Origin of the sequence: Rhodococcus sp. NBC_00294, assembly GCF_036163995.1 — a bacterium.
GTDB lineage: Bacteria > Actinomycetota > Actinomycetes > Mycobacteriales > Mycobacteriaceae > Rhodococcoides.
In genome coordinates this window covers 4,196,129-4,215,492 of the sequence record NZ_CP108043.1, presented here as the reverse complement: position 1 = coordinate 4,215,492, position 19,364 = coordinate 4,196,129, and the positions used below count along the sequence as shown (strand labels likewise).

At 68.8% G+C, this 19,364-nt stretch carries 22 protein-coding genes; 15 read left to right on the top strand and 7 right to left on the bottom strand.

Going from position 1 to position 19,364, the window contains the following annotated elements; genetic code table 11:
- Positions 1 to 5: 5 nt before the first annotated feature.
- From OHB23_RS19725 to purH, 8 genes are all read left to right on the top strand, one after another.
- Positions 6 to 998: a zinc-binding alcohol dehydrogenase family protein gene (locus OHB23_RS19725; protein WP_328810218.1), complete on the top strand. Its 993-nt coding sequence runs from the start codon at positions 6 to 8 to the stop codon at positions 996 to 998.
- A 129-nt stretch (positions 999 to 1,127) separates the two neighbouring features.
- Positions 1,128 to 2,519, top strand: coding sequence for an HNH endonuclease signature motif containing protein (locus tag OHB23_RS19720; RefSeq protein ID WP_328810217.1), 1,392 nt, complete (start codon positions 1,128 to 1,130; stop codon positions 2,517 to 2,519).
- A 68-nt stretch (positions 2,520 to 2,587) separates the two neighbouring features.
- Positions 2,588 to 3,823 (top strand): acyl-CoA dehydrogenase family protein, encoded by a 1,236-nt coding sequence (locus tag OHB23_RS19715; protein WP_328810216.1) that lies wholly within the window; start codon positions 2,588 to 2,590, stop codon positions 3,821 to 3,823.
- Between the two features lie 38 nt (positions 3,824 to 3,861).
- Positions 3,862 to 4,986 (top strand): dimethylsulfone monooxygenase SfnG, encoded by a 1,125-nt coding sequence (sfnG, locus tag OHB23_RS19710; protein ID WP_027504151.1) that lies wholly within the window; start codon positions 3,862 to 3,864, stop codon positions 4,984 to 4,986.
- Between the two features lie 99 nt (positions 4,987 to 5,085).
- Entirely contained in the window at positions 5,086 to 6,324 is a 1,239-nt protein-coding gene (locus OHB23_RS19705) for a DUF5336 domain-containing protein (RefSeq protein WP_328810214.1), read from the top strand.
- A gap of 59 nt (positions 6,325 to 6,383) precedes the next feature.
- Positions 6,384 to 7,832, top strand: coding sequence for a cell division protein PerM (locus OHB23_RS19700; protein ID WP_328810213.1), 1,449 nt, complete (start codon positions 6,384 to 6,386; stop codon positions 7,830 to 7,832).
- A 106-nt stretch (positions 7,833 to 7,938) separates the two neighbouring features.
- Complete coding sequence (purN, locus tag OHB23_RS19695; protein WP_222629067.1) at positions 7,939 to 8,583, top strand: phosphoribosylglycinamide formyltransferase; 645 nt, start codon at positions 7,939 to 7,941, stop codon at positions 8,581 to 8,583.
- A complete protein-coding gene (gene purH / locus OHB23_RS19690) occupies positions 8,552 to 10,153 on the top strand; it encodes a bifunctional phosphoribosylaminoimidazolecarboxamide formyltransferase/IMP cyclohydrolase (protein ID WP_222627691.1) in 1,602 nt (533 codons plus the stop codon). Before purN ends, purH begins: the two co-directional genes overlap by 32 nt.
- A 59-nt stretch (positions 10,154 to 10,212) precedes the next feature.
- Here the strand turns inward: purH and OHB23_RS19685 are convergent, their stop codons facing one another.
- Complete coding sequence (locus OHB23_RS19685; protein WP_204866400.1) at positions 10,213 to 10,704, bottom strand: glutathione peroxidase; 492 nt, start codon at positions 10,702 to 10,704, stop codon at positions 10,213 to 10,215.
- A 67-nt stretch (positions 10,705 to 10,771) separates the two neighbouring features.
- On the opposite strand from OHB23_RS19685, the gene OHB23_RS19680 reads away from it, so the two are divergent.
- Genes OHB23_RS19680 through OHB23_RS19670 form a run of 3 tightly spaced genes read left to right on the top strand, consistent with a single transcriptional unit; the run spans position 10,772 to position 14,523 of the window.
- Positions 10,772 to 11,107, top strand: a complete 336-nt coding sequence (locus OHB23_RS19680) for a hypothetical protein (RefSeq protein WP_081821049.1) — start codon at positions 10,772 to 10,774, stop codon at positions 11,105 to 11,107.
- Positions 11,108 to 11,155: 48 nt separating this feature from the next.
- Positions 11,156 to 12,559 (top strand): sigma 54-interacting transcriptional regulator, encoded by a 1,404-nt coding sequence (locus OHB23_RS19675; protein ID WP_328810212.1) that lies wholly within the window; start codon positions 11,156 to 11,158, stop codon positions 12,557 to 12,559.
- Positions 12,559 to 14,523 (top strand): VWA domain-containing protein, encoded by a 1,965-nt coding sequence (locus OHB23_RS19670; protein WP_328810211.1) that lies wholly within the window; start codon positions 12,559 to 12,561, stop codon positions 14,521 to 14,523. Before OHB23_RS19675 ends, OHB23_RS19670 begins: the two co-directional genes overlap by 1 nt.
- Positions 14,524 to 14,529: 6 nt before the next feature.
- Here OHB23_RS19670 and OHB23_RS19665 read toward each other — a convergent pair whose 3' ends face one another.
- Genes OHB23_RS19665 through rpmB form a run of 6 tightly spaced genes read right to left on the bottom strand, consistent with a single transcriptional unit; the run spans position 14,530 to position 16,983 of the window.
- Positions 14,530 to 14,991 (bottom strand): hypothetical protein, encoded by a 462-nt coding sequence (locus OHB23_RS19665; RefSeq protein WP_027504144.1) that lies wholly within the window; start codon positions 14,989 to 14,991, stop codon positions 14,530 to 14,532.
- Between the two features lie 53 nt (positions 14,992 to 15,044).
- Positions 15,045 to 15,971 (bottom strand): AEC family transporter, encoded by a 927-nt coding sequence (locus OHB23_RS19660; protein WP_056447002.1) that lies wholly within the window; start codon positions 15,969 to 15,971, stop codon positions 15,045 to 15,047.
- 31 nt (positions 15,972 to 16,002) lie between these two features.
- A complete protein-coding gene (gene rpsR, locus OHB23_RS19655; protein ID WP_027504142.1) occupies positions 16,003 to 16,257 on the bottom strand; it encodes a 30S ribosomal protein S18 in 255 nt (84 codons plus the stop codon).
- A gap of 12 nt (positions 16,258 to 16,269) precedes the next feature.
- A complete protein-coding gene (gene rpsN / locus OHB23_RS19650) occupies positions 16,270 to 16,575 on the bottom strand; it encodes a 30S ribosomal protein S14 (protein ID WP_222638315.1) in 306 nt (101 codons plus the stop codon).
- Positions 16,575 to 16,745 carry a 50S ribosomal protein L33 gene (rpmG, locus tag OHB23_RS19645; RefSeq protein WP_027504140.1) on the bottom strand — a complete coding sequence of 57 codons (171 nt, stop codon included), beginning with the start codon at positions 16,743 to 16,745 and terminating at the stop codon, positions 16,575 to 16,577. Before rpmG ends, rpsN begins: the two co-directional genes overlap by 1 nt.
- Position 16,746: 1 nt before the next feature.
- Positions 16,747 to 16,983 (bottom strand): 50S ribosomal protein L28, encoded by a 237-nt coding sequence (gene rpmB / locus OHB23_RS19640; RefSeq protein WP_027504139.1) that lies wholly within the window; start codon positions 16,981 to 16,983, stop codon positions 16,747 to 16,749.
- 148 nt (positions 16,984 to 17,131) lie between these two features.
- Here rpmB and mrf point away from each other — a divergent pair, with 148 nt between their 5' ends.
- Genes mrf through OHB23_RS19620 form a run of 4 tightly spaced genes read left to right on the top strand, consistent with a single transcriptional unit; the run spans position 17,132 to position 19,361 of the window.
- Positions 17,132 to 18,430 carry a ribosome hibernation factor-recruiting GTPase MRF gene (gene mrf / locus OHB23_RS19635; RefSeq protein WP_027504138.1) on the top strand — a complete coding sequence of 433 codons (1,299 nt, stop codon included), beginning with the start codon at positions 17,132 to 17,134 and terminating at the stop codon, positions 18,428 to 18,430.
- The gene (locus tag OHB23_RS19630; RefSeq protein WP_027504137.1) at positions 18,427 to 18,684 is read left to right on the top strand and encodes a type B 50S ribosomal protein L31; all 258 of its coding nucleotides are present in this window, start codon (positions 18,427 to 18,429) and stop codon (positions 18,682 to 18,684) included. Before mrf ends, OHB23_RS19630 begins: the two co-directional genes overlap by 4 nt.
- Positions 18,685 to 18,687: 3 nt before the next feature.
- The gene (gene rpmF / locus OHB23_RS19625; protein ID WP_056447007.1) at positions 18,688 to 18,864 is read left to right on the top strand and encodes a 50S ribosomal protein L32; all 177 of its coding nucleotides are present in this window, start codon (positions 18,688 to 18,690) and stop codon (positions 18,862 to 18,864) included.
- Between the two features lie 17 nt (positions 18,865 to 18,881).
- Complete coding sequence (locus tag OHB23_RS19620; protein ID WP_328810210.1) at positions 18,882 to 19,361, top strand: cation:proton antiporter regulatory subunit; 480 nt, start codon at positions 18,882 to 18,884, stop codon at positions 19,359 to 19,361.
- Positions 19,362 to 19,364: the final 3 nt, after the last annotated feature.

Here is a 19,364-nt window from a genome sequence, read left to right as displayed (position 1 = left end):
GAGGTATGAGCATTCCCGCGACTCACTCCGCCATCGTCTCCGTCGAACCCGACTCGCCGTTCGTGCAGATCGAGCGAGAGACTCCGTCGCCCACCGGATTCGACGTTCTCCTACGTGTCGACGCGGTGTCCGTCAATCCGGTGGACACGAAGGTTCGCTCGTCCTTCGATCCGTCCGACGGCCCGAAGGTCCTCGGTTTCGACGCCGTCGGTGAGGTCGTCGCGGTGGGTTCCGACGCCCGAATCTTCGAGCCCGGCGATCGAGTCTTCTATGCGGGATCCATAGCTCGGGACGGCAGCAACGCCCAGTACCAACTCGTCGACGAGCGGATCGTCGGCCATGCGCCGTCGTCACTGTCCGCCGAGGACGCCGCGGCCGTGCCGCTGACCGCCATCACCGCCTGGGAATCGCTGTTCGTCCGGCTCGGACTCGGGAAAGACAGCACCGGCACACTTCTCGTGATGGGGGCCGCCGGCGGTACCGGGTCGATGATCATCCAGCTCGCCCGGGCACTGACCTCGCTCACCGTTGTTGCCGCGGCATCCCGCGGCGAATCCCGTGACTGGGCAACGAAGATGGGCGCACATCACGTCGTGGATCGGCACTCGCTCGTGGACGAGGTCGGTGCCCTGGCGCCGGACGGCGTCGAGTACGTGTTCTCCCCGTTCTCCGAGGGCAATGTCGACGCCTACGCCGCGGTGATGGCAGTGCACGGCCAGGTCGTGGCGATCGACGATCCGGTCGGCCTGGACCTGATGCCGCTGAAGGCCAAGAGCCAGACCTGGCACTGGGAACTGATGTTCACGGTGCCGTTGGCGTTGCCGGAGAGCACTTCTCAGCACACCATCCTCGACGAGGTCTCGCGACTCATCGACAACGGAACTCTGCGGAGCACCCGCACCACGACTCTGTCACCGTTCGACGTGGACACCCTGCAGGACGCGCACCGACGAGTGGAAAGTGGCGGCACCATCGGCAAGGTGGTCGTCGTTCGGTAGGGAAATCGTGCCCGAGTTCTTGTCGGTGGGATGGGTTACTGTCTGCTCAGGTCGTCGGGGGGCGGTCTGATCGGGGCATCACCGGGGGGTGAATTCGTGTACGACACAGTGGTTTCGACGGATGTGTTGGTGTCCGCGAAGGTTGACGCTCAGGCCTCGTTCGCCCGGACCGTGTCGGCGTCGTGTGCGTACGTGCAGGAGTCGTCGCGTCGGCCGTCGGTGCTCGGTCCGGGTGGGGTGTTCGACGCGGAAGCTGCTGAGACCTGTGCGGTGGCGGAGGTCGCGGCGGCGTTGTCGGTGTCGACGCGCACGGTCACCGAGTGGCTGTTCCTGACCCGCACCGCGCATCCTGCGGTGGCGGAGGCGTTCGATGCGGGCCGGTTGGCGTATGCGGCGTTCCGGACGGTGTGCCGATCGGTGGCCGGGGTTCCGAAGGCCACCGAAGCGCTGCTGCAGCGGGTGGTCGCTGCCGCGTCGAGGTGCGCTCCGGGTGCGGTGGCAGCGGCGGTCGACCGGATCTTCGCGGAGTTCGACGCGGAATGGCACCGGGAAGCGCGTGAACGGGCGACGCGGGAGCGGTCGGCAACGGTGCGGAAGCTCCCGCGCGGTCAGGCCGAGCTGGTGATTCGTGGTCCGGCGGAGCAGGTCGCGGCGATGTGGCGGGCGATCGTGTCGGCGGCGCGTGGGGTGTGCGCGACGGATCCGCGGCCGCTGCCGGCGCGGTTGTTCGATGCAGCGCACGCGGTGCTCGCCGGCGGAGCTGTCGCGTGTGAATGTGCTGGCCATGACTGCGAACGGCGGGGGTCGGTCGCCCGTCCGGAGGCCACTGCGGTGATCGTGCTCTATGCGGCCACGGCGGCGGGGTTGGCGGGGGAGCCGGGGCATCTCGTGGGTTGGGGTCCGGTTCCTGCGGACGTGGCCCGGAGAATCGCCGGGGATGCGACGTGGCAGGCGATGATCACCGCCGCGAAGGTCGCGGAACCGCGGGTGGGGTGCAGCTGCCGATGCCCGGAGCACGAGGCCGCGGATGCCGGGCGAGAGGTTCGACGTACTCGGCGGATGCCGGCAGGCTGGACACCGACCACGGGGCGAATGGACAGCGTTCGAGCGCGGGCGGTGCGGGAGGACACCGAGTACCTCCGCGCGCTGCCACCATTGTCGTTGGACCGTGCCGTCGAGAACCCCGACGGACATGGGGGATTCGCCGTACCCCCGGCCGGGGCGTTGACCTACCGGCCGTCGGAAGCGATCGCGTCGCTGGTGACAGCGCTGTATTCGACGTGCGTTCACCCGGGATGTGCTGTGCCCAGCGAGGACTGCGACCTCGACCATGTCGTCCCGTTCGACCACACCGACCCGGAGAGAGGCGGCTGGACCGTCACCGGCAACCTCGCGCCGCTGTGCCGTCGGCACCACGGCCTGAAGACCCGGCGGCAGTGGCACCACCGCATGCTCCGGGACGGGATCGTCCATGTCCGCGACTCGCACGGCACCGACTACTTCACCGCACCCGGCGAGTGAGCGAACCGTTCGAATCACCCAGAGCGCAACGGTGGTTCCGCATCGACCCGGGCGATGTACTTCCGGGCATGACGATCACCGACACCCGCCCCGCCGGCGCCGCCACCGAACCGCGCTGGACCACCGCTCCCACGACGTCCGCGGAATGGATCGACCGTGCCCACGAGGTGGCCGCGATCCTCGCCGTCAACGCCGTCGCCCGTGATCGCGCCACCGAGGCGCCGCACGAGGAGGTGACGTTGTTGAAGGAGTCCGGTCTGGTCACGATCCTCGGGCCGACCGAGTTCGGTGGTGGCGGGCAGACCTGGGAGACCGCCTACCAGGTGATCCGCGCCGTGGCCGCCGCCGACGGGTCGATCGGACAGCTGCTCGGCTACCACCTGCTGTGGTTCTGGGCGGCACGTCTGGTCGGGACGAAGGAGCAGATCGCTGCCGTCGAACAAGCCGCCACCGAGAACACCTGGTTCTTCGGCGGCGCGGTCAACCCGCGCGACAACGACGTCGAGATCACCGACGAGGGCGACACGATCGTCTACAACGGTGCCAAGACGTTCTCCACGGGCAGTCGTGTCTCCGACGTGACCGTGCTCGAGGGGGTGCTCGCCGGTACCGACACCCACGTCTTCGCCATCGTTCCGTCGAACTCCGAGGGCCTGACGTTCCACGACGACTGGGACAACATCGGTCAGCGTCGCACCGAGAGTGGCAGTGTCACCATCGATCACGTCCGCACCGACTGGAGCTCGGCCGCCGGATTCGCGAACAAGGCGTTCGAGCCGCGGGTCTACAACACCCTCAACGTCCCGATCATCCAGCTGGTGTTCGTCAACTTCTACCTCGGCATCGCACGCGGAGCCCTCGAGACCGCTGCCGACTACACGCGTACCACCACGCGAGCGTGGCTGCACAGCACCGTGGACAACGCGCTCGACGAGCCCTACATCATCGACCTGTACGGAGACTTGACCGGGAAGCTCTGGGCCGCAGAGGCTCTCGCGGACGCCGTGGCCGCGGAGCAGCAGCGGATCCACGAGAACGCCTGGACCGTCACCGAGCACGAGCGCGGCGAGCACGAGGTGCGCGTCGCCGCGGCGAAGGCACGCGCCACGGAGGTCGCCCTGGAGATCACGTCGGGCATCTTCGAGGGGCTCGGCGCCCGCGCCACCGCGTCGAGTCACGGATTCGACCGTTTCTGGCGCAACGTGCGCACGCACACGTTGCACGATCCGGTGGCCTACAAGCGCCGCGAGGTCGGCCGCCACGTGCTCACCGGCGAGTTGCCCCAGCCCACCTGGTACTCCTGAAATCATATGTCGCGCACTATTATCGAACCGAGGACTGCATGAGTACAGAGAAGATCGCCGACGAAGTGAAGTTCGCCTACTGGGTGCCCAACGTCAGTGGTGGCCTCGTCACCAGCGACATCGAGCAACGCACCAGCTGGGAGTTCGAGTACAACAAGAAGCTCGCGCAGACGGCGGAGAACAACGGGTTCGAGTACGCGCTGAGCCAGGTCAGGTACGAGGCCAGCTACGGAGCCGAGTTTCAACACGAGTCCACGAGCTTCAGTCTGGGACTGCTCCTCGCGACCGAGCGCCTCAAGGTCATCGCTGCCGTGCATCCCGGGCTCTGGCAACCGGCCGTGCTCGCGAAACTCGGTGCGACAGCGGACCATCTCTCCAACGGACGCTTCGCCGTCAATGTGGTGAGTGGATGGTTCAAGGACGAATTCACGCACCTCGGTGAGCCCTGGCTCGAACACGACGAGCGCTACCGACGCAGCGCCGAATTCCTGCAGGTGCTGCGCAAGATCTGGACCGAGGACGACGTCGATTTCCGCGGCGACTTCTACCGCATCCACGACTTCACGCTCAAGCCGAAACCGCTCAACACGCCCGCGCGTCCCAATCCCGAACTGTTCCAGGGTGGTAATTCGTCGGCGGCACGGGAGAACGCAGGTCGGTACTCCGACTGGTACTTCTCCAACGGCAAGGACTTCGACGGCATCACCGAGCAGATCGACGACGTGCGGCGCGTCGCACAGGCCCATCAGCGTGAAGTGAAGTTCGGTCTCAACGGCTTCATCATCGCCCGCGACACCGAGAAGGAGGCGAGGGACACCCTCCGCGAGATCATCGAGAAGGCGAACAAGCCGGCAGTCGAGGGGTTCCGCGGTGCCGTGCAGCAGGCCGGCAGTTCGACGTCGGACAAGAAGGGCATGTGGGCCGACTCGAGCTTCGAGGACCTCGTGCAGTACAACGACGGCTTCAAGACCCAGCTGATCGGTACGCCCGAACAGGTGGCGACGCGCATCGTCGACTACCGCGACCGCGGCGTGGACCTCATCCTCGGCGGTTTCTTGCACTTCCAGGAGGAGATCGAGTACTTCGGAGCGAAGATCCTGCCGCTGGTGCGGGAGATCGAGGCCGCGCGGGCGAGTGACCGCGAACCCGTCGGCGTCGCCTGAGCGAGGAGTCACTCACCGCGGGTCCGTAGTGTTGGTGAGCGGCGCGGCCGCCGCAGTCGGCGGCCGACCGACGACCAGCACCGAGGAAGAGGAATCGAGATGACCTTCTCACCAGGGGGACCCGACCACGACCACGGCCGGACGGACCCGCGGACGACCACCTTCGGAGACCCGTCCACGGAGACCGGGCAGGTCGACGACCGTTCAGCGTCGATCGACCGCACTGACGGCGCTGCGACCCAGTCCGTCGACGCGGACGCGAGCGGCGCCGACGACAACACGACCGAGCAGATCGCGGCGCGCACGACGCAGGTCGCCCGTATCGCGTCGTACGTCGTCATCGGCACCGGTGTCCTCGCGTTCCTGCTCGGTCTGTCCGCGCAGTTCGCGCTCGGCGGTGAGTCCTCCAACTTCTTCGAACGCGAGCTGGGCGACCCGACGTCCGTGGCGCTGCTCCTCCTCGCTGCGCTCGTCACGGCCGCGGGCCTCCTGCCGCGGCAGACGACGTCGCGGGGACTGGTCGCGGCGCTGTCCGTCACCGCGTTGCTCACGCTGATCTTCCAGCTGGTGAACCGCGGGGCGGCGTTCACCGCCTTCGGTGAGACCGTCCGCGTCGGTATCGGCATCGGGTCGATCCTGGTGCTGATCCTGGCCATCGTGCAGGTGGCCGCGGCCGTCGGTGCGCTTCTCGTCGACTCGGGAGTCGTGACGGTTCCGGCGCCGCGTCCGAAGCAGCAGCAGTTCGGCCAGCCGGGTGGCCCGGGACAGCAGGGTCCCGGCCAGCAGAACTACGGGCAGCAGGCATATGGCCAACAGGCATACGGCCAGCAGGGCGCCTACGGCCAGCAGGGTTACGGGCAGCCGCAGAGCTATGGCCAGCCGCAGGGGTACGGCCAGCCGGGTGCCTACGGGCAGCCGGGTGCCTACGGGCAGCCGCAGGGATACGGGCAGCCGCAGGGTTACGGGCAGCCGCAGGGTTACGGGCAGCCGGGTGCCTACGGGCAGCCGCAGGGATACGGCCAGCAGGGTCAGGCGCAGCCCGGCGCCTACGGTCAGCAGGGATACGGCCAGCCGCAGGGCTACGGATCGCCCTACAGCGCCCCGACCGAGCGCTACGGGCAGCCGGTAGGCCAGACCGCCGCGGACACCGCCCCCGCGCACGCCGCATCGGCGGAGTCCGCGACACCTCCCACCGGTGAGCAGTCGTCCGCGCAGCAGCCGAGCACGGAGGAGCACACGCCCGAGCAACAGGCACCCGAGCAGCAGGCACCCGAGCAGCAGGCGCCGGAAGCCACCCGCGCACTCGACTTCGGCGATCGGTCGGACGACCGCCGCTGAACCGCGTCGTCGGCGCGCCTAGGTTCTCCACCGCGCCGACGGTGAGAACCTGATCGGTGATGACCTCACTACTCGATCGCGAACCGCACACGCGGGGCCGTTTCGGTCCGAGTCCCGACGAGGCTCGAATGCTGCTCACCGTGGCGTTCCGGCCCGTCGGGCTACTCCTGGCCGTCGTCACGGCCGTGGTGCTGGTGACGCTCGTCTCCGCGAACAGCGACCTGACGGGGACGTTCGGCGCGTTGGCCGCCACGTGGCTGGCCGTGCATCAAGTGCCGCTGGGCATCGCCGGTGCGACGTTGTCGATCCTTCCGCTGCTGCCCACTCTCGTGCTGGTGCACGCGGTGTCGTCGGCGGTCGCGCGGCCACTGACCGACGCCTCCACCCGTCGCGACATCGGATGGGTCGTCGGCGCGGCGATCGCAGGTCCGCTCGCGATGGCGGCGGTGATGCTCGCGATGATTCACGACGCGTCCACCGTCATCGCCCTGAGCACGCCCAACGCACTCGCCACCTTCGGGTGGGTCATCCTCGTGCACGGCATCGGTGCGGCGATCGGCTGCATCCGCGGTACCTGGCCCGCACTCATGCGCACGGTGGTCCTGCCGCCGTGGCTCGCAGCGTCCTTCGCTCCCGCGGCGCGTGCCGGCGCGGTACTGCTCGCCGGTGGCGCCGTCGTCGTCGCCGCCTCTCTCGTGCTGTCCTTCTCCACGCTCGGCACGCTGCTCGAGTCCGGCGGCGGGATCGGCGGAGCGCTGGGTCTGACCGCGATCTCGGTGCTGTATCTGCCCAACATCGTGGTGGCGGCGTCGTCGGTCGTCACCGGGTCGTCCGCCCACGTGGGCGCGGCGATGGTCTCCGTCACCGAGACGACCGGCGGTCAGCTTCCTGCCGTCCCGGTGCTGGCAGTCATGCCCGAATCGTCGGCCCAGGTGTGGTGGCCGGTCATGCTCGTCGTCCCCGCACTCGCCGCCGTGGTGCTCGGGCGTGCGTGTGCTCGTGCGACGACGTCCCTGGTGGACGCGGTGCGCAGTGCCGCCGCCGCCGCGGTCTGCGTGAGCGTGGCGGCCGTCCTGATCGGCGTCGTCGCCGGTGGCTCGGTGGGAACGTTCGGCCATCTCGGTGTCGATGCGCCGCTCCTCGGCGTCACCACCTTCGCGTGGTGCCTCGTGGTGGGCGCGCTCACCGCGGCCGTCACCGCCTGGTCGATGCGGCGCCACGACATCCACGGATGGCACGAGGACAGCGAAGCCGAGGAGAGCGAATCCGACGACTCCGCGGGCACATCGATGCTCGGTGAGCCGGCCGCCCTCCCCGCAGCCCCGGACGCCGCGCCGACGGACACGGACATCGTGGAAGCCGAGACCGAAGCCGAGACCACCGACACCGACACCGTCGAGACCGAAGACGATGCCGTGGAGGCGGACGTCGTCGACGCCGAGATCGTCGACCTGCCGGACGAGTCGGCCGAGCCCGAGAAGCCCGGCGGCACCGACACCGCTCCCTGACGCGCGTCCTCCCCGAGCGAGGCCGATCGAGGAGGCGAACGGCGGCCGTCTAGGCTTCCTGTCGGCGTGATCCCACGCCGACAGAGCACCTGACCCGCCCGAGCAGCTGAGGAGAAGCACGCTGTCTGCCCCGCGTTCGACACCCGGGCGGGACCTCCCGGCCCGCGTCGTCGTCCTCGCCTCGGGGGTCGGATCACTGCTCGGATCGTTGGTCGAGGCCGCGTCCGCTCCCGAGTTCCCGGCCGAGGTCGTCGCCGTGGTGGTGGATCGGCCGTGCGGCGCCGAGAGCGCAGGGCTGCCGTCCCGGCGAGTGGCCGTGTCGGACCACGGTTCGCGTGCGGAGTGGGATGCCGCCCTCACCGAGGTCGTGGACTCCTGGTCACCGGATCTCGTCGTGAGTGCGGGATTCATGCGGATCCTCGGGCCGGTGTTCCTCGCACGCTTCGGTGGCCGCATCGTCAACACCCACCCCGCACTGCTGCCGTCGTTCCCGGGCGCGCACGCGGTGGCCGACGCCCTCGCCCACGGTGTGAAGGTCAGCGGGTCCACCGTCCACCTGGTGGACGACGGTGTGGACACCGGGCCCATCGTGGCGCAGGAAGCTGTTCCGGTGCTCGACGGCGACACCGAGGAGTCGCTGCACGAGCGCATCAAGATCGTCGAACGACGGCTGCTGATCGACGTGGTCGCCGCCGTCGCCACACGCGGAGTCATCACCGATGGACGAAAGGCCCAGATCCCCAGTGACTAACCCAGAGAACACGCGTGCCGTCTCGCGCGCACTCGTCAGCGTCTACGACAAGACCGGTCTGGACGAGCTGGCCGTGGGCCTTCACGCCGCCGGGGTGGAGATCGTGTCCACCGGATCGACCGCCGGGCGCATCGCCGCCGCGGGCGTACCGGTGACTCGGGTCGAAGACCTCACCGGCTTCCCCGAGACCCTGGACGGCCGCGTGAAGACGCTGCATCCGCGCGTGCACGCCGGCGTCCTGGCGGACACGCGCAAGCCGGAACACCTCGCGCAGCTCGACGAGTTGGGCGTCGCTCCGTTCGAGCTCGTCATCGTCAACCTCTACCCGTTCACCGAGACGGTGGCGTCCGGTGCGAGTTCGGACGAGTGCGTGGAGCAGATCGACATCGGTGGCCCGTCCATGGTCCGCGCCGCGGCGAAGAACCATCCGTCGGTGGCGGTCGTGGTGGATCCCGCTCGCTACGCCGACGTGCTGACCGCGGTGCAGGGTGGCGGCTTCACGCTCGAGCAGCGAATCGCTCTGGCCGCCACGGCGTTCCAGCACACCGCAGCATACGACGTCGCGGTGGCGTCCTGGATGACCGACGTCCTCGTCGCCGGCGGTTCCGACGAGTCCGAGCACTTCCCGGCATGGATGGGCGCGACCTACGAGCGCGCCTCGGTTCTGCGCTACGGCGAGAATCCGCACCAGGCCGGCGCTCTGTACGTCGACCCGTCCGCTCCCGCCGGCATCGCGCAGGCGGAGCAGGTGCACGGCAAGGAGATGTCGTACAACAACTACACCGACGGTGACGCCGCCTGGCGTGCCGCGTTCGACCACGATCTCCCGTGCGTGGCGATCATCAAGCACGCCAACCCGTGTGGCATCGCGGTGTCGGCGTCCGGCTCCATCGCCGAGGCGCATCGCAAGGCGCACGCCTGCGATCCGGTGAGCGCGTACGGCGGCGTCATCGCGTCCAACCGCGAGATCACCGTCGAGATGGCCGAGCAGGTCGCCGAGATCTTCACCGAGGTCATCATCGCCCCGTCCTACGCCGACGGCGCGCTGGGAGTGCTGCAGCGCAAGAAGAACATCCGCGTCCTCGTGTGCGAGCCGCCGACGGCGGTGCCGGAGATCAAGCAGATCTCGGGCGGCCTGCTGCTGCAGGACCGCGACCGTCTCGACGCCGCGGGCGACGATCCGTCGGGGTGGACCCTGGCCGTGGGCGAGCCCGCCGACGAGGCAGTGCTGGCCGACCTCGAGTTCGCCTGGAAGGCGTGCCGCGCCGTCAAGTCCAACGCCATCCTCATCGCCGCGGACGGTGCGTCCGTGGGAGTGGGCATGGGACAGGTCAATCGGGTCGATTCCGCCGAACTGGCCGTGCGCCGCGCCGGCGACCGCACCACGGGCGCCGTGGCCGCGTCGGACGCCTTCTTCCCGTTCCCCGACGGCTTCCAGATCCTCGCCGCAGCGGGGGTGGCGGCGGTGGTGCAGCCCGGCGGATCGATCCGCGACACCGAGGTCGTGGAGGCAGCGCGCGAGGCGGGCGTGACCATGTACCTGACCGGGTCACGCCACTTCGCACACTGACCTCTCTCGAACCTCGACCCCCCCGAACTTCGACCCCCCCGAACTTCAACCCCCCGGGCTCAGCCCTTCGCGAGAACTTTCTCGATGGGCTTAGCGAGCTTCTCCGGCTTGGTGGTCGGCCCGAAACGGTCGACCACCTTGCCGTCGGCGTCGATGAGGAACTTGGTGAAGTTCCACTTGATCCGGCTGCCCAGCACGCCCGACTTCTGGTCGCGCAGCCACTTGTAGAGCGGGTGCGCGCCGTCGCCGTTCACCTCGATCTTCTCGTGCATCGGGAACGTGACGTCGTACCGCAGCGAGCAGAAGTTCTTGATCTCGTCGGCGTCGCCGGGCTCCTGGTGCCCGAACTGATCGCACGGGAAGCCGAGAACCACCAGCCCCTGCGGCCCGTACGTCTTGTTCAGAACCTCGAGGCCCTCGTACTGCGGCGTGAATCCGCACTGCGAAGCGGTGTTGACGATGAGGAGCGGTTTGCCCTTGTAGGCGGCGAGGTCGACGGGCTCGCCGTCGATGGTCGTGGCGGTGAAGTCGTATGCACTGGTCTCGGTCACCGCTCGACGCTACCGGCAGGAGGCCACATCGTGTTTGGTCTGTTCTCGGCGAGGGTAGACGCGGGCCATGACTCAGGACCACCGTGACGGCGACCCGGACGGCGGAATGAAGGAGGGCAGCTCGGAGCGCGAGCCTCGCGACGACGAGCGGACCTTCCGCGCACACGCCGGCGAGGCCATCGCCGATGCCCGGAACTGGCCCGGCTACTTCCTCATCGCACTGGGCCTCGGGGCCATGGGTCTCGGGCTCACTGCCGCAGGAGGTGGTTTCGAGGGGTGGGTGATGATCCTGTTCCCGGCCACCGTGATCCTCTGGGCCGCCGGTCTGACGGTGATCCTGCTCGAACGCAAGCGCGTCAAGAACGCCGAGGGCAAGGACCTGACGGACCCGTCGGGGCACTGATCGAGCTGTGCACGTGCCGAAACGGCTCGACGCTCGTACGTTGGAAGGGTGACCCAGTCTCCCAGTAGTCGAGATCCACACCCGCGCGCGACCACCCTCGGTGAACTCCGCGCGTCGGGACACGTCCAGAAGACAGTCAAGAACGAACTCCGCGACAACCTGCTCGACGCCCTGCGCGAGGGCCGCGACGCATGGCCCGGCATTCTCGGATTCGAGAACACCGTCCTTCCGCAGATCGAACGCGCACTCCTCGCCCAGCACGACGTCGTTCTCCTCGGCGAGCGCGGGCAGGGCAAGACCCGCCTGCTCCGTACCCTCGCCACGCTGCTCGACGAGTGGACGCCCGTCATCGACGGCTCCGAGCTCGGTGAGCATCCCTACGACCCCATCACCCCCGCCTCGATCCGCCGGGCAGCCGAACTCGGCGACGATCTGCCGGTGTCCTGGCGCCATCGCTCCGAGCGGTACTCGGAGAAGCTGGCGACCCCGGACACGTCGGTGGCCGACCTCGTCGGCGACGTCGACCCCGTGAAGGTCGCCGAGGGCCGCAGCCTGGGCGATCCGGAGACAATCCACTTCGGCCTCGTGCCGCGTACCCACCGCGGAATCGTGGCGATCAACGAGCTGCCCGACCTCGCCGAGCGCATCCAGGTGTCGTTGCTCAACGTGATGGAGGAGCGCGACATCCAGATCCGTGGCTACACGGTGCGGTTGCCCCTCGACGTGCTCCTCGTCGCGAGTGCGAACCCGGAGGACTACACCAACCGCGGTCGGATCATCACTCCGCTGAAGGACCGGTTCGGCGCCGAGATCCGCACCCACTATCCGATCCTGCTGACCGACGAGATCGCGGTCATCGAGCAGGAGGCCGACCTCACCGCAGTCGTGCCGCCGCACGTGCTCGAGGTGCTGGCGCGGTTCACCCGGCTGCTGCGTGAATCGCCGTCGGTCGACCAGCGTTCCGGCGTCTCGGCTCGGTTCGCCGTCGCCGCCGCCGAGACCGTCGGCGCGGCCGCCGTGCACCGTGCCGCCGTGCTGGGCGAGTCCGATCCGGTGGCTCGACCCGTCGACACCCAGACGATCGTCGACGTCCTGCGGGGCAAGGTGGAGTTCGAGTCGGGCGAGGAGGGACGGGAGATCGAGGTTCTGAACCACCTGCTGCGGCGGGCCACAGCCGACACCGCACGGGACTCGCTCGGCGGTATCGACCTGGGCCCTCTCGTCACGGTCGTCGAGCAGGGTGAGCCCGTGATCACCGGTGATCGAGTCACCGCGAAGGTGCTCCTGAACGAGTTGCCGGATCTTCCTGTCATCGACGAGATCGCCGAGCGTCTGGGCGCGACCTCCGACGGTGAGCGCGCCGCGGCTGTCGAGCTCGCGCTCGAGGGTCTCTACCTCGCACGTCGCATCGGCAAGGACACCGGCGACGACGGGCAGACGGTGTACAGCTGATGGCGGGCCACAACTCCCGGTACGGGCCGTACGTCGACGGTCCGGATCCGCTGGCGCCACCCGTCGATCTGCGGGAGGCGCTCGACGCGATCGGTCAGGACGTTCTCGAAGGTGCGTCGCCGCGCCGCGCGATGCAGGAGATGTTGCGTCGCGGGACGAAGAACATGCGCGGCCTGGACGATCTCGCCGCGCGGGCGAACCGTCGTCGGCGGGAACTGCTGAAGAACAAGAATCTCGACGGCACCCTGCAGGAGGTGCGCGAGCTGTTGGACGCGGCGGTCCTCGAGGAGCGCAAGACCCTGGCCCGTGCGCTGGACGACGACGCCCGCTTCCAGGAGATGCAGATCGCCGAACTGCCTCCGTCGACGGCGCAGGCCGTGCAGGAGCTCGCCGACTACGACTGGCGCAGCAGCGAGGCGCGGGAGAACTACGAGAAGATCAAGGATCTGCTCGGCCGCGAGGTGCTCGATCAACGCTTCAAGGGCATGAAGCAGGCACTCGAGGGGGCCACCGAGGAGGACCGTGCTCGGGTCGCCGAGATGCTGTCCGATCTCAACGACATGCTCGACGCCCATGCGCGCGGGGAGAACACCGACGAGCAGTTCGAGAAGTTCATGCGCGATCACGGTGAGTTCTTCCCCGAGAATCCCGAGACCATCGACGACCTGATCGATGCTCTCGCGGAGCGGTCCGCGGCAGCGCAGAGGCTGCGGAACTCGCTCTCCGCGGAGCAGCGTGCCGAGCTGGACGCGTTGGCGCAGCAGGCCTTCGGCAGCCAGGACCTGATGGACCAGCTGTCGCGACTCGACGCGAATCTGCAGTCGGCCCGGCCGGGGGAGGACTGGGACTCCGCCCAGAAGTTCCGCGGTCAGGAGGGCATGGGACTCGGCGACGGGACCGGTGTGCTGCAGGACATCGCCGAACTCGAGGAGCTGGGGGACCAGCTCTCGCAGCAGTACAACGGTGCGGCGCTCGACGACATCGACGCCGATGCGTTGCTGCGCCAACTGGGTCCGGAGGCGGCCGCGGACGCGCGGACGTTGGCGGACCTGGAGAAGGCGTTGCAGCAGGAGGGTTTCCTCGACAAGGGGGCCGACGGACAGTGGCGCCTGTCCCCGAAGGCCATGCGGCAGTTGGGGCAATCGGCTCTGAAGGACGTCGCGGGCGGCATGGCATCGCGCCGCGGTGAGCGTGACACCCGCCGAGCGGGCGCGATGGGCGAGCCCACCGGTGCGTCGCGCGCCTGGGAGTTCGGCGACACCGAGCCGTGGGACGTCGTCCGGACGGTGACCAACGCCGTCCTGCGCACCGCGACGGAACCTCGCGGAGACGGCGAGACCGGAGTGCGTCTGGCCGTCACCGACGTCGAGATCAGCGAGACCGAGCTACGGTCACAGGCCGTGGTGGCCCTGCTGGTGGACACGTCGTTCTCCATGGTGATGGAGGGTCGCTGGGTTCCGATGAAGCGGACGGCGCTGGCGTTGAATCACCTCGTCAGCACGCGGTTCCGCGGCGACGATCTGACGATGATCGGTTTCGGACGACACGCGCAGACGCTCACACCGTCGGAACTGGCGGGGCTCGACGGCGCGTGGGACCAGGGCACCAACCTGCACCACGCGCTGATGCTGGCCACGGCGCACCTGCGGCGCAATCCCAACGCCCAACCCGTGGTGCTCATCGTCACGGACGGCGAGCCGACCGCCCATCTCGAACCGGACGGCCACGCCTTCTTCGATTATCCGCCGCATCCGCGGACCCTCGGGTTGACGGTCAGGGAGCTCGATACCCTGGCGAAGATCGGTGCGCAGGTGACGATCTTCCGGCTGGGAGACGATCCCGGTCTGGCCCGCGTCGTGGACCGGATGGCCCAGCGCGTGGGCGGGCGGGTCGTCGCACCCGATCTGGACGGACTCGGTGCCGCGGTGGTGAGCGACTATCTGAGCGCCCGCAGGAAGCGCTGAGCCGGCTCAGGTCCCGTTGAGCACCGTGCGGGTGCCCACCGGGGCCGCGAGCTGCAGCTCCATGGTCCCGTACACGGCGATCATGATGCAGGACTTGTCCTTCGCGGATTCGAGGGTGCCGGTCCGGACGGTGACCACCACCGTCTCCTCGGTCTCCTCCACGGTCGCGTCGGCGCCGTAGCACTCGGGAGTGCCGGTGACGAAGTGCACCGCGATCCGGTTGCCCGGCAGCGCGGTCCACGCCTCGAACGGTGTGGACTGCGCCATCACCAGCGACGCGCCGGGTGTGAACTCGGTGCCCACCTGGTCCGCGGCCACCTCGTGGGGAACCGGCGGTGAGCCGGGGACGGGCACGAGGTCGGTGGGGGACGCCGCGCCGGTCTCGAGGTCGCCGGCGTCGCCGGGGTCGGAGGAGCCGCATCCGCCGAGTGCGACACACAACAGCAGCCCCAGGGCGAACGACCTCATGACCTCCACGGTAGCGCGGCCGCGCGCGGGCCCGGCCGAGCTCGCTCCCACGGTCACGCGAGCAGCGCCGCGACGAGGGCGATGACGGGAACGGACACCAGCGTCGTGACGAACGCGGTGTCGCGTGCCAGCACGGTTCCGCGGCCGTAGCGGGTGGCGTAGATGAACACGTTCTGCGCGGTCGGAAGCGCTGCGATGACCACCACGGCGAAGAGGTCGTGGCCGTCGATGCGCCACACCCACCGCGCCAGGACGTAGGTGAGGACGGGCAGCACGGCCATCTTGAGAAAGGTCGCCAGCGCGACGTCGCGGCGCGGTCCGGCTCCCCGCTCGAGCACGCGTACGCCCTGCAACGACATGCCGAAGGCGAGAAGGGCGCCGGGAACGCTGGCGCCGCCGAGCAGTGCGAACGGCTGCATCACGGGGTCCGGCAGGCTCAGACCCGTCACGGCGAGCGCCAGTCCGGCGAGGCCGGCGAGGACGATCGGGTTGGTGAACGGGGCTGCCACGACACCGACCAGCGAGGTGCCGCGCGACGACGTCGAGACGTCCAGGATCGTCAGGGCCAGCGGCGAGTAGATCATGATCTGGAAGAGCAGCAGCGGCGCGACGAACGAGGCGTCGCCCAGGACGTACACGGCGATGGGGATGCCGAGGTTGGCCGCGTTGACGTAGGACGCGGCGAGTGCCCCGATGGTGGCCTCGGGGACCGTGCGCTTCGTGATCGTCAGGGCGATCACCAGATACAGGGCTCCGACCAGCAGAGCCCCCACGGCCGTGATGGCGAGTGTGGGGGAGAAGATCACCGACAGGTCGGCGCGGGCGAGGGTGTCGAACAGCAGCGCCGGAGTGGCGACGAAGAACACCATCCGCCCCAGAACGAGTCCGCCGGACTCACCGAGTACGCCCGTACGGGCGACGACGTAGCCGATGAAGACGACCACGAAGATGACGGTGAATCCGGCGAGAACTCCTGACACGGGGGGCCTGTCAGCCCCTACCGGTCGACACTCAGCGGGTGGTGAACGGAAGGAGCGCCATCTCGCGTGCGTTGCGCACGGCGGTGGCGACCTGACGCTGCTGCTGGGGGGTCAGCCCGGTGACACGGCGGCTACGGATCTTGCCGCGATCGGAGATGAACTGACGCAGCAGGTTCACGTCCTTGTAGTCGACCTCGGTGATGCCCGCCGCGATGAGCGGGTTCTTCTTGGGCTTGCGATCCTTCTCGACCCGATCCTTCTTGGACGGGCCCCTCTTCACTGCCATGAGTTCTCCATCTCACCAACTGCTCTTGTGGACGCCGGGAAGTTCCCCGCGATGTGCTCTCTCTCGAACGCCGATGCGGGAGAGTCCGAATTTCCGGAGGTACCCGCGCGGGCGACCGTCCGCAGCGTCTCGATTGCGCAATCTTACCGGACTCGCATCGCGCGGTAGACGCTGGAGAGCCCGCTGCGCCGCGAACCGGTCCTCGTCGCTCGTCGAGGGCCTCCGGATCAGCTCTTTCAGCTCGTGGCGACGTGCCGCGTGGCGGGCGACGATCTCGGCCCGCTGGGTGTTGCGGGCGATCTTCGACTTCGTGGCCATCAGCGTTCCTCCCGGAAATCGACGTGTCGACGCACGACGGGGTCGTACTTGCGCAGGACCAGTCGGTCGGGATCGTTGCGCCGGTTCTTCCGGGTGACGTACGTGTGGCCGGTGCCGGCGGTCGACGTCAGTTTCACGATCGGCCGGACGTCGGTGCTCTTGCTCGCCATGTCAGAACTTCTTTCCGGCCGCGACGAGCCGCGTGACGACGGAGTCGATGCCGTCGCGGTCGATGGTCTTGATCCCCTTCGCCGAGACCGTCAGCCGCACTCGTCGGCCGAGGCTCGGTACGAAGTAGGTCTTGTGCTGCACGTTGGGGTTCCACCTCCGACTCGTGCGGTGGTGGGAGTGCGAGACGGACTTCCCGAAGCTCGGGACCCGTCCTGTGACGTCGCAGTGCGCGGACATCGCGAACCCTTCCTCTCTGTCGACTGGTGACCGGTGACTTTATCGACAACAGTTGTCGACAAGCGCTGTATCGGAACTGTACGCTCGGACGCCGGTAACTGACAATCGTTGTCGACAACTCGAAGAACCGAAAGGACGTGCAGTGCCGATGGAGAACCTCGAGGCGCCCGACAGGAGAACGCCCCTGGTCGTGGTGTGCGGGCCGGAGGATCTCGGCGCCGCGGTGAGCGCGACGTTCCAGGAGCCGGGCACGATCGTCCTGCACCACGACCTCTCCGACGCCACCGTCGGTGTCGTGCGGCGGCGGACGGTCCGGATGGACGACGACGGCACGCCGACCACCCGGGTCGTCGACCTGGCGGGTCTCGGGTGCTGCGTCTCCTGCCTGCTGCGGGAGGATCTGCTGCCCCTGCTGCGATCGGTCTCCGCGGACTCGTCCGTGCGACGCATCGTCGTCCGGGTCGATCCCTCGCTGGAGGTCGAGGCGATCTGCTGGGCGATCGAGAACACCGTCGTCACCGGCATGGTCGGCCGGGTGGACGCCACGGCGTCGCGAGACGTGCGCATCGAGGCGGTCGTCGGCTGCGTCGACGGCGCGACCTGGCTGTCCGACGCCACCGGCGACGAGCTCGTCGGCGAACGGGCGTTCCCGCCCGGGCCCGACGGCGGTCAGGTCGTGGATCTTCTCGACGACCGCACCGTCGCGCAGGTCGCCGTCGGCACCGTTCGAGGATCCGATCTGCTGGTCGTCGCGGACACCGGAGTCGATCGGTGGGACGCCGCGCGCCTCGATGCGGTACTGGCGCGGCTCGCACCACGCGCGCCGCGGGTCTGGATCCTGCCGGGCGAACGTCCGCGAGACCTGCTGGCCCGCGTTCCGGCGACGGCGCGACGAGGACTCGTCGACGACGCCCACGCGCCACTGCTCGACGGGCAGCCGCCGCTGTCGGCGGAGTGCGGCGTCACCCTGGTCGAGTTCACGGACCGACGGCCGTTCCACCCGGGCCGGCTGCACGACGCGATCGACGTTCTCCTCGACGGTGTCGTCGCCACCCGCGGTCGGCTGTGGGTGGCCACGCAACCCGACGCCGTGCTGTGGCTCGAGTCCGCCGGCGGTGGGCTCCGGGTTGCCTCCGCGGGCTCGTGGCTCGCGGCCATGGCACCGGACGACTACGAGGAGGCGCCCACCGCCCGCCGCGCTCTCGCCGCACTCGCCTGGGACGAGGAGTACGGGGACCGCGCGCAGTCGCTGGTGGTGCTGGTGCACGAGGCAGATCCCGAGCACGTGTACGCGGCGCTGTCCGACGCGCTGCTCACGCCGGATGAGCTCGAGACTCCCGAGCTCTGGGCCGAGTGGGCCGACCCTTTCGGGCAGTACCACGAAGATCCCTGCGAGACAGACAGTTCCGCCGTCGGGGCGGACGACGACAGAAGGGCTGCACAGTGAAGAAGAACGTACATCCGGACTACCATCCGGTCGTATTCCAGGACTCCGGGACGGGATCGATGTTCCTGACGAGGTCGACCGTCACCAGCGATCGCACCGTCGAGTACTCGGACGGTCGCACATATCCCCTGGTGGTCGTCGACGTCACCAACGAGTCGCACCCGTTCTGGACCGGCGCGGCGCGGGTGATGGACACGCAGGGACGCGTCGAGAAGTTCGAGCGTCGCTACGGCACCCGCACGAGAAAGGCCTGACCCGTGGCTGTTCCCAAGAGGAAGATGTCTCGCTCGAACACGCGCAGTCGACGCTCGCAGTGGAAGGCGACGCCGCCGGATCTGGTGTCCGTCACCGTCGGCGGCGTGACGCACCGGGTGCCGCGTCGGCTGGTGAAGGCGGTGCAGACGGGACTGTTGGACCCGTCACGACTGACCTGAGGGGCTAGCATCGCCGCATGAACGTCGACGTCACCCTGCTTCCCGGCATCGGGGTACGCAAGGATTTCGCGTTGTCCACGGGGCGACGCATCGGGGTCATCACGCGCAAGGACGGCACGAACGAGCTGATCGTGTCGAAGAAGGAGGACCCGGACTCGACGCAGGCGTCGATCACGCTGACGAACGAGGAAGCGGCGGCACTCGGCAACCTGCTGGGCGCGCCGCAACTCGTCGCGCAGCTGGGGGAGGAGCACCGCGACCTCCCCGGTATCCGGACCCGGCAGTTGCCGATCCACGAGGGATCCCGCTTCGACGGCCGACTTCTCGGCGACACCGCCATGCGGACCAAGACCGGGGTGTCCATCGTGGCGGTCATGCGGGCGGGGCAGGTCCAGCCGTCGCCGCCGCCGAACTTCACCCTCGTCTCGGGCGACCTGCTCGTCGTCGTCGGAACGAGCGACGGTCTCGATCACGCAGCGAAGATCCTCGGTAGCTGACGG

What these genes read in the sequence shown, in the direction of transcription:
- OHB23_RS19715 (WP_328810216.1), top strand. Translation starts at nt 2,588, where the DNA reads ATGACGATCACCGACACCCGCCCCGCCGGCGCCGCCACCGAACCGCGC.
- rpsR (WP_027504142.1), bottom strand. Translation starts at nt 16,257, where the DNA reads ATGGCAGTGAAGAGGGGCCCGTCCAAGAAGGATCGGGTCGAGAAGGAT.
- rpsN (WP_222638315.1), bottom strand. Translation starts at nt 16,575, where the DNA reads ATGGCCACGAAGTCGAAGATCGCCCGCAACACCCAGCGGGCCGAGATC.
- OHB23_RS19680 (WP_081821049.1), top strand. Translation starts at nt 10,772, where the DNA reads ATGACTCAGGACCACCGTGACGGCGACCCGGACGGCGGAATGAAGGAG.
- OHB23_RS19665 (WP_027504144.1), bottom strand. Translation starts at nt 14,991, where the DNA reads ATGAGGTCGTTCGCCCTGGGGCTGCTGTTGTGTGTCGCACTCGGCGGA.
- OHB23_RS19670 (WP_328810211.1), top strand. Translation starts at nt 12,559, where the DNA reads ATGGCGGGCCACAACTCCCGGTACGGGCCGTACGTCGACGGTCCGGAT.
- sfnG (WP_027504151.1), top strand. Translation starts at nt 3,862, where the DNA reads ATGAGTACAGAGAAGATCGCCGACGAAGTGAAGTTCGCCTACTGGGTG.
- mrf (WP_027504138.1), top strand. Translation starts at nt 17,132, where the DNA reads ATGGAGAACCTCGAGGCGCCCGACAGGAGAACGCCCCTGGTCGTGGTG.
- OHB23_RS19620 (WP_328810210.1), top strand. Translation starts at nt 18,882, where the DNA reads ATGAACGTCGACGTCACCCTGCTTCCCGGCATCGGGGTACGCAAGGAT.
- rpmB (WP_027504139.1), bottom strand. Translation starts at nt 16,983, where the DNA reads ATGTCCGCGCACTGCGACGTCACAGGACGGGTCCCGAGCTTCGGGAAG.
- rpmG (WP_027504140.1), bottom strand. Translation starts at nt 16,745, where the DNA reads ATGGCGAGCAAGAGCACCGACGTCCGGCCGATCGTGAAACTGACGTCG.
- purH (WP_222627691.1), top strand. Translation starts at nt 8,552, where the DNA reads ATGGACGAAAGGCCCAGATCCCCAGTGACTAACCCAGAGAACACGCGT.
- OHB23_RS19700 (WP_328810213.1), top strand. Translation starts at nt 6,384, where the DNA reads ATGACCTCACTACTCGATCGCGAACCGCACACGCGGGGCCGTTTCGGT.
- OHB23_RS19705 (WP_328810214.1), top strand. Translation starts at nt 5,086, where the DNA reads ATGACCTTCTCACCAGGGGGACCCGACCACGACCACGGCCGGACGGAC.
- OHB23_RS19725 (WP_328810218.1), top strand. Translation starts at nt 6, where the DNA reads ATGAGCATTCCCGCGACTCACTCCGCCATCGTCTCCGTCGAACCCGAC.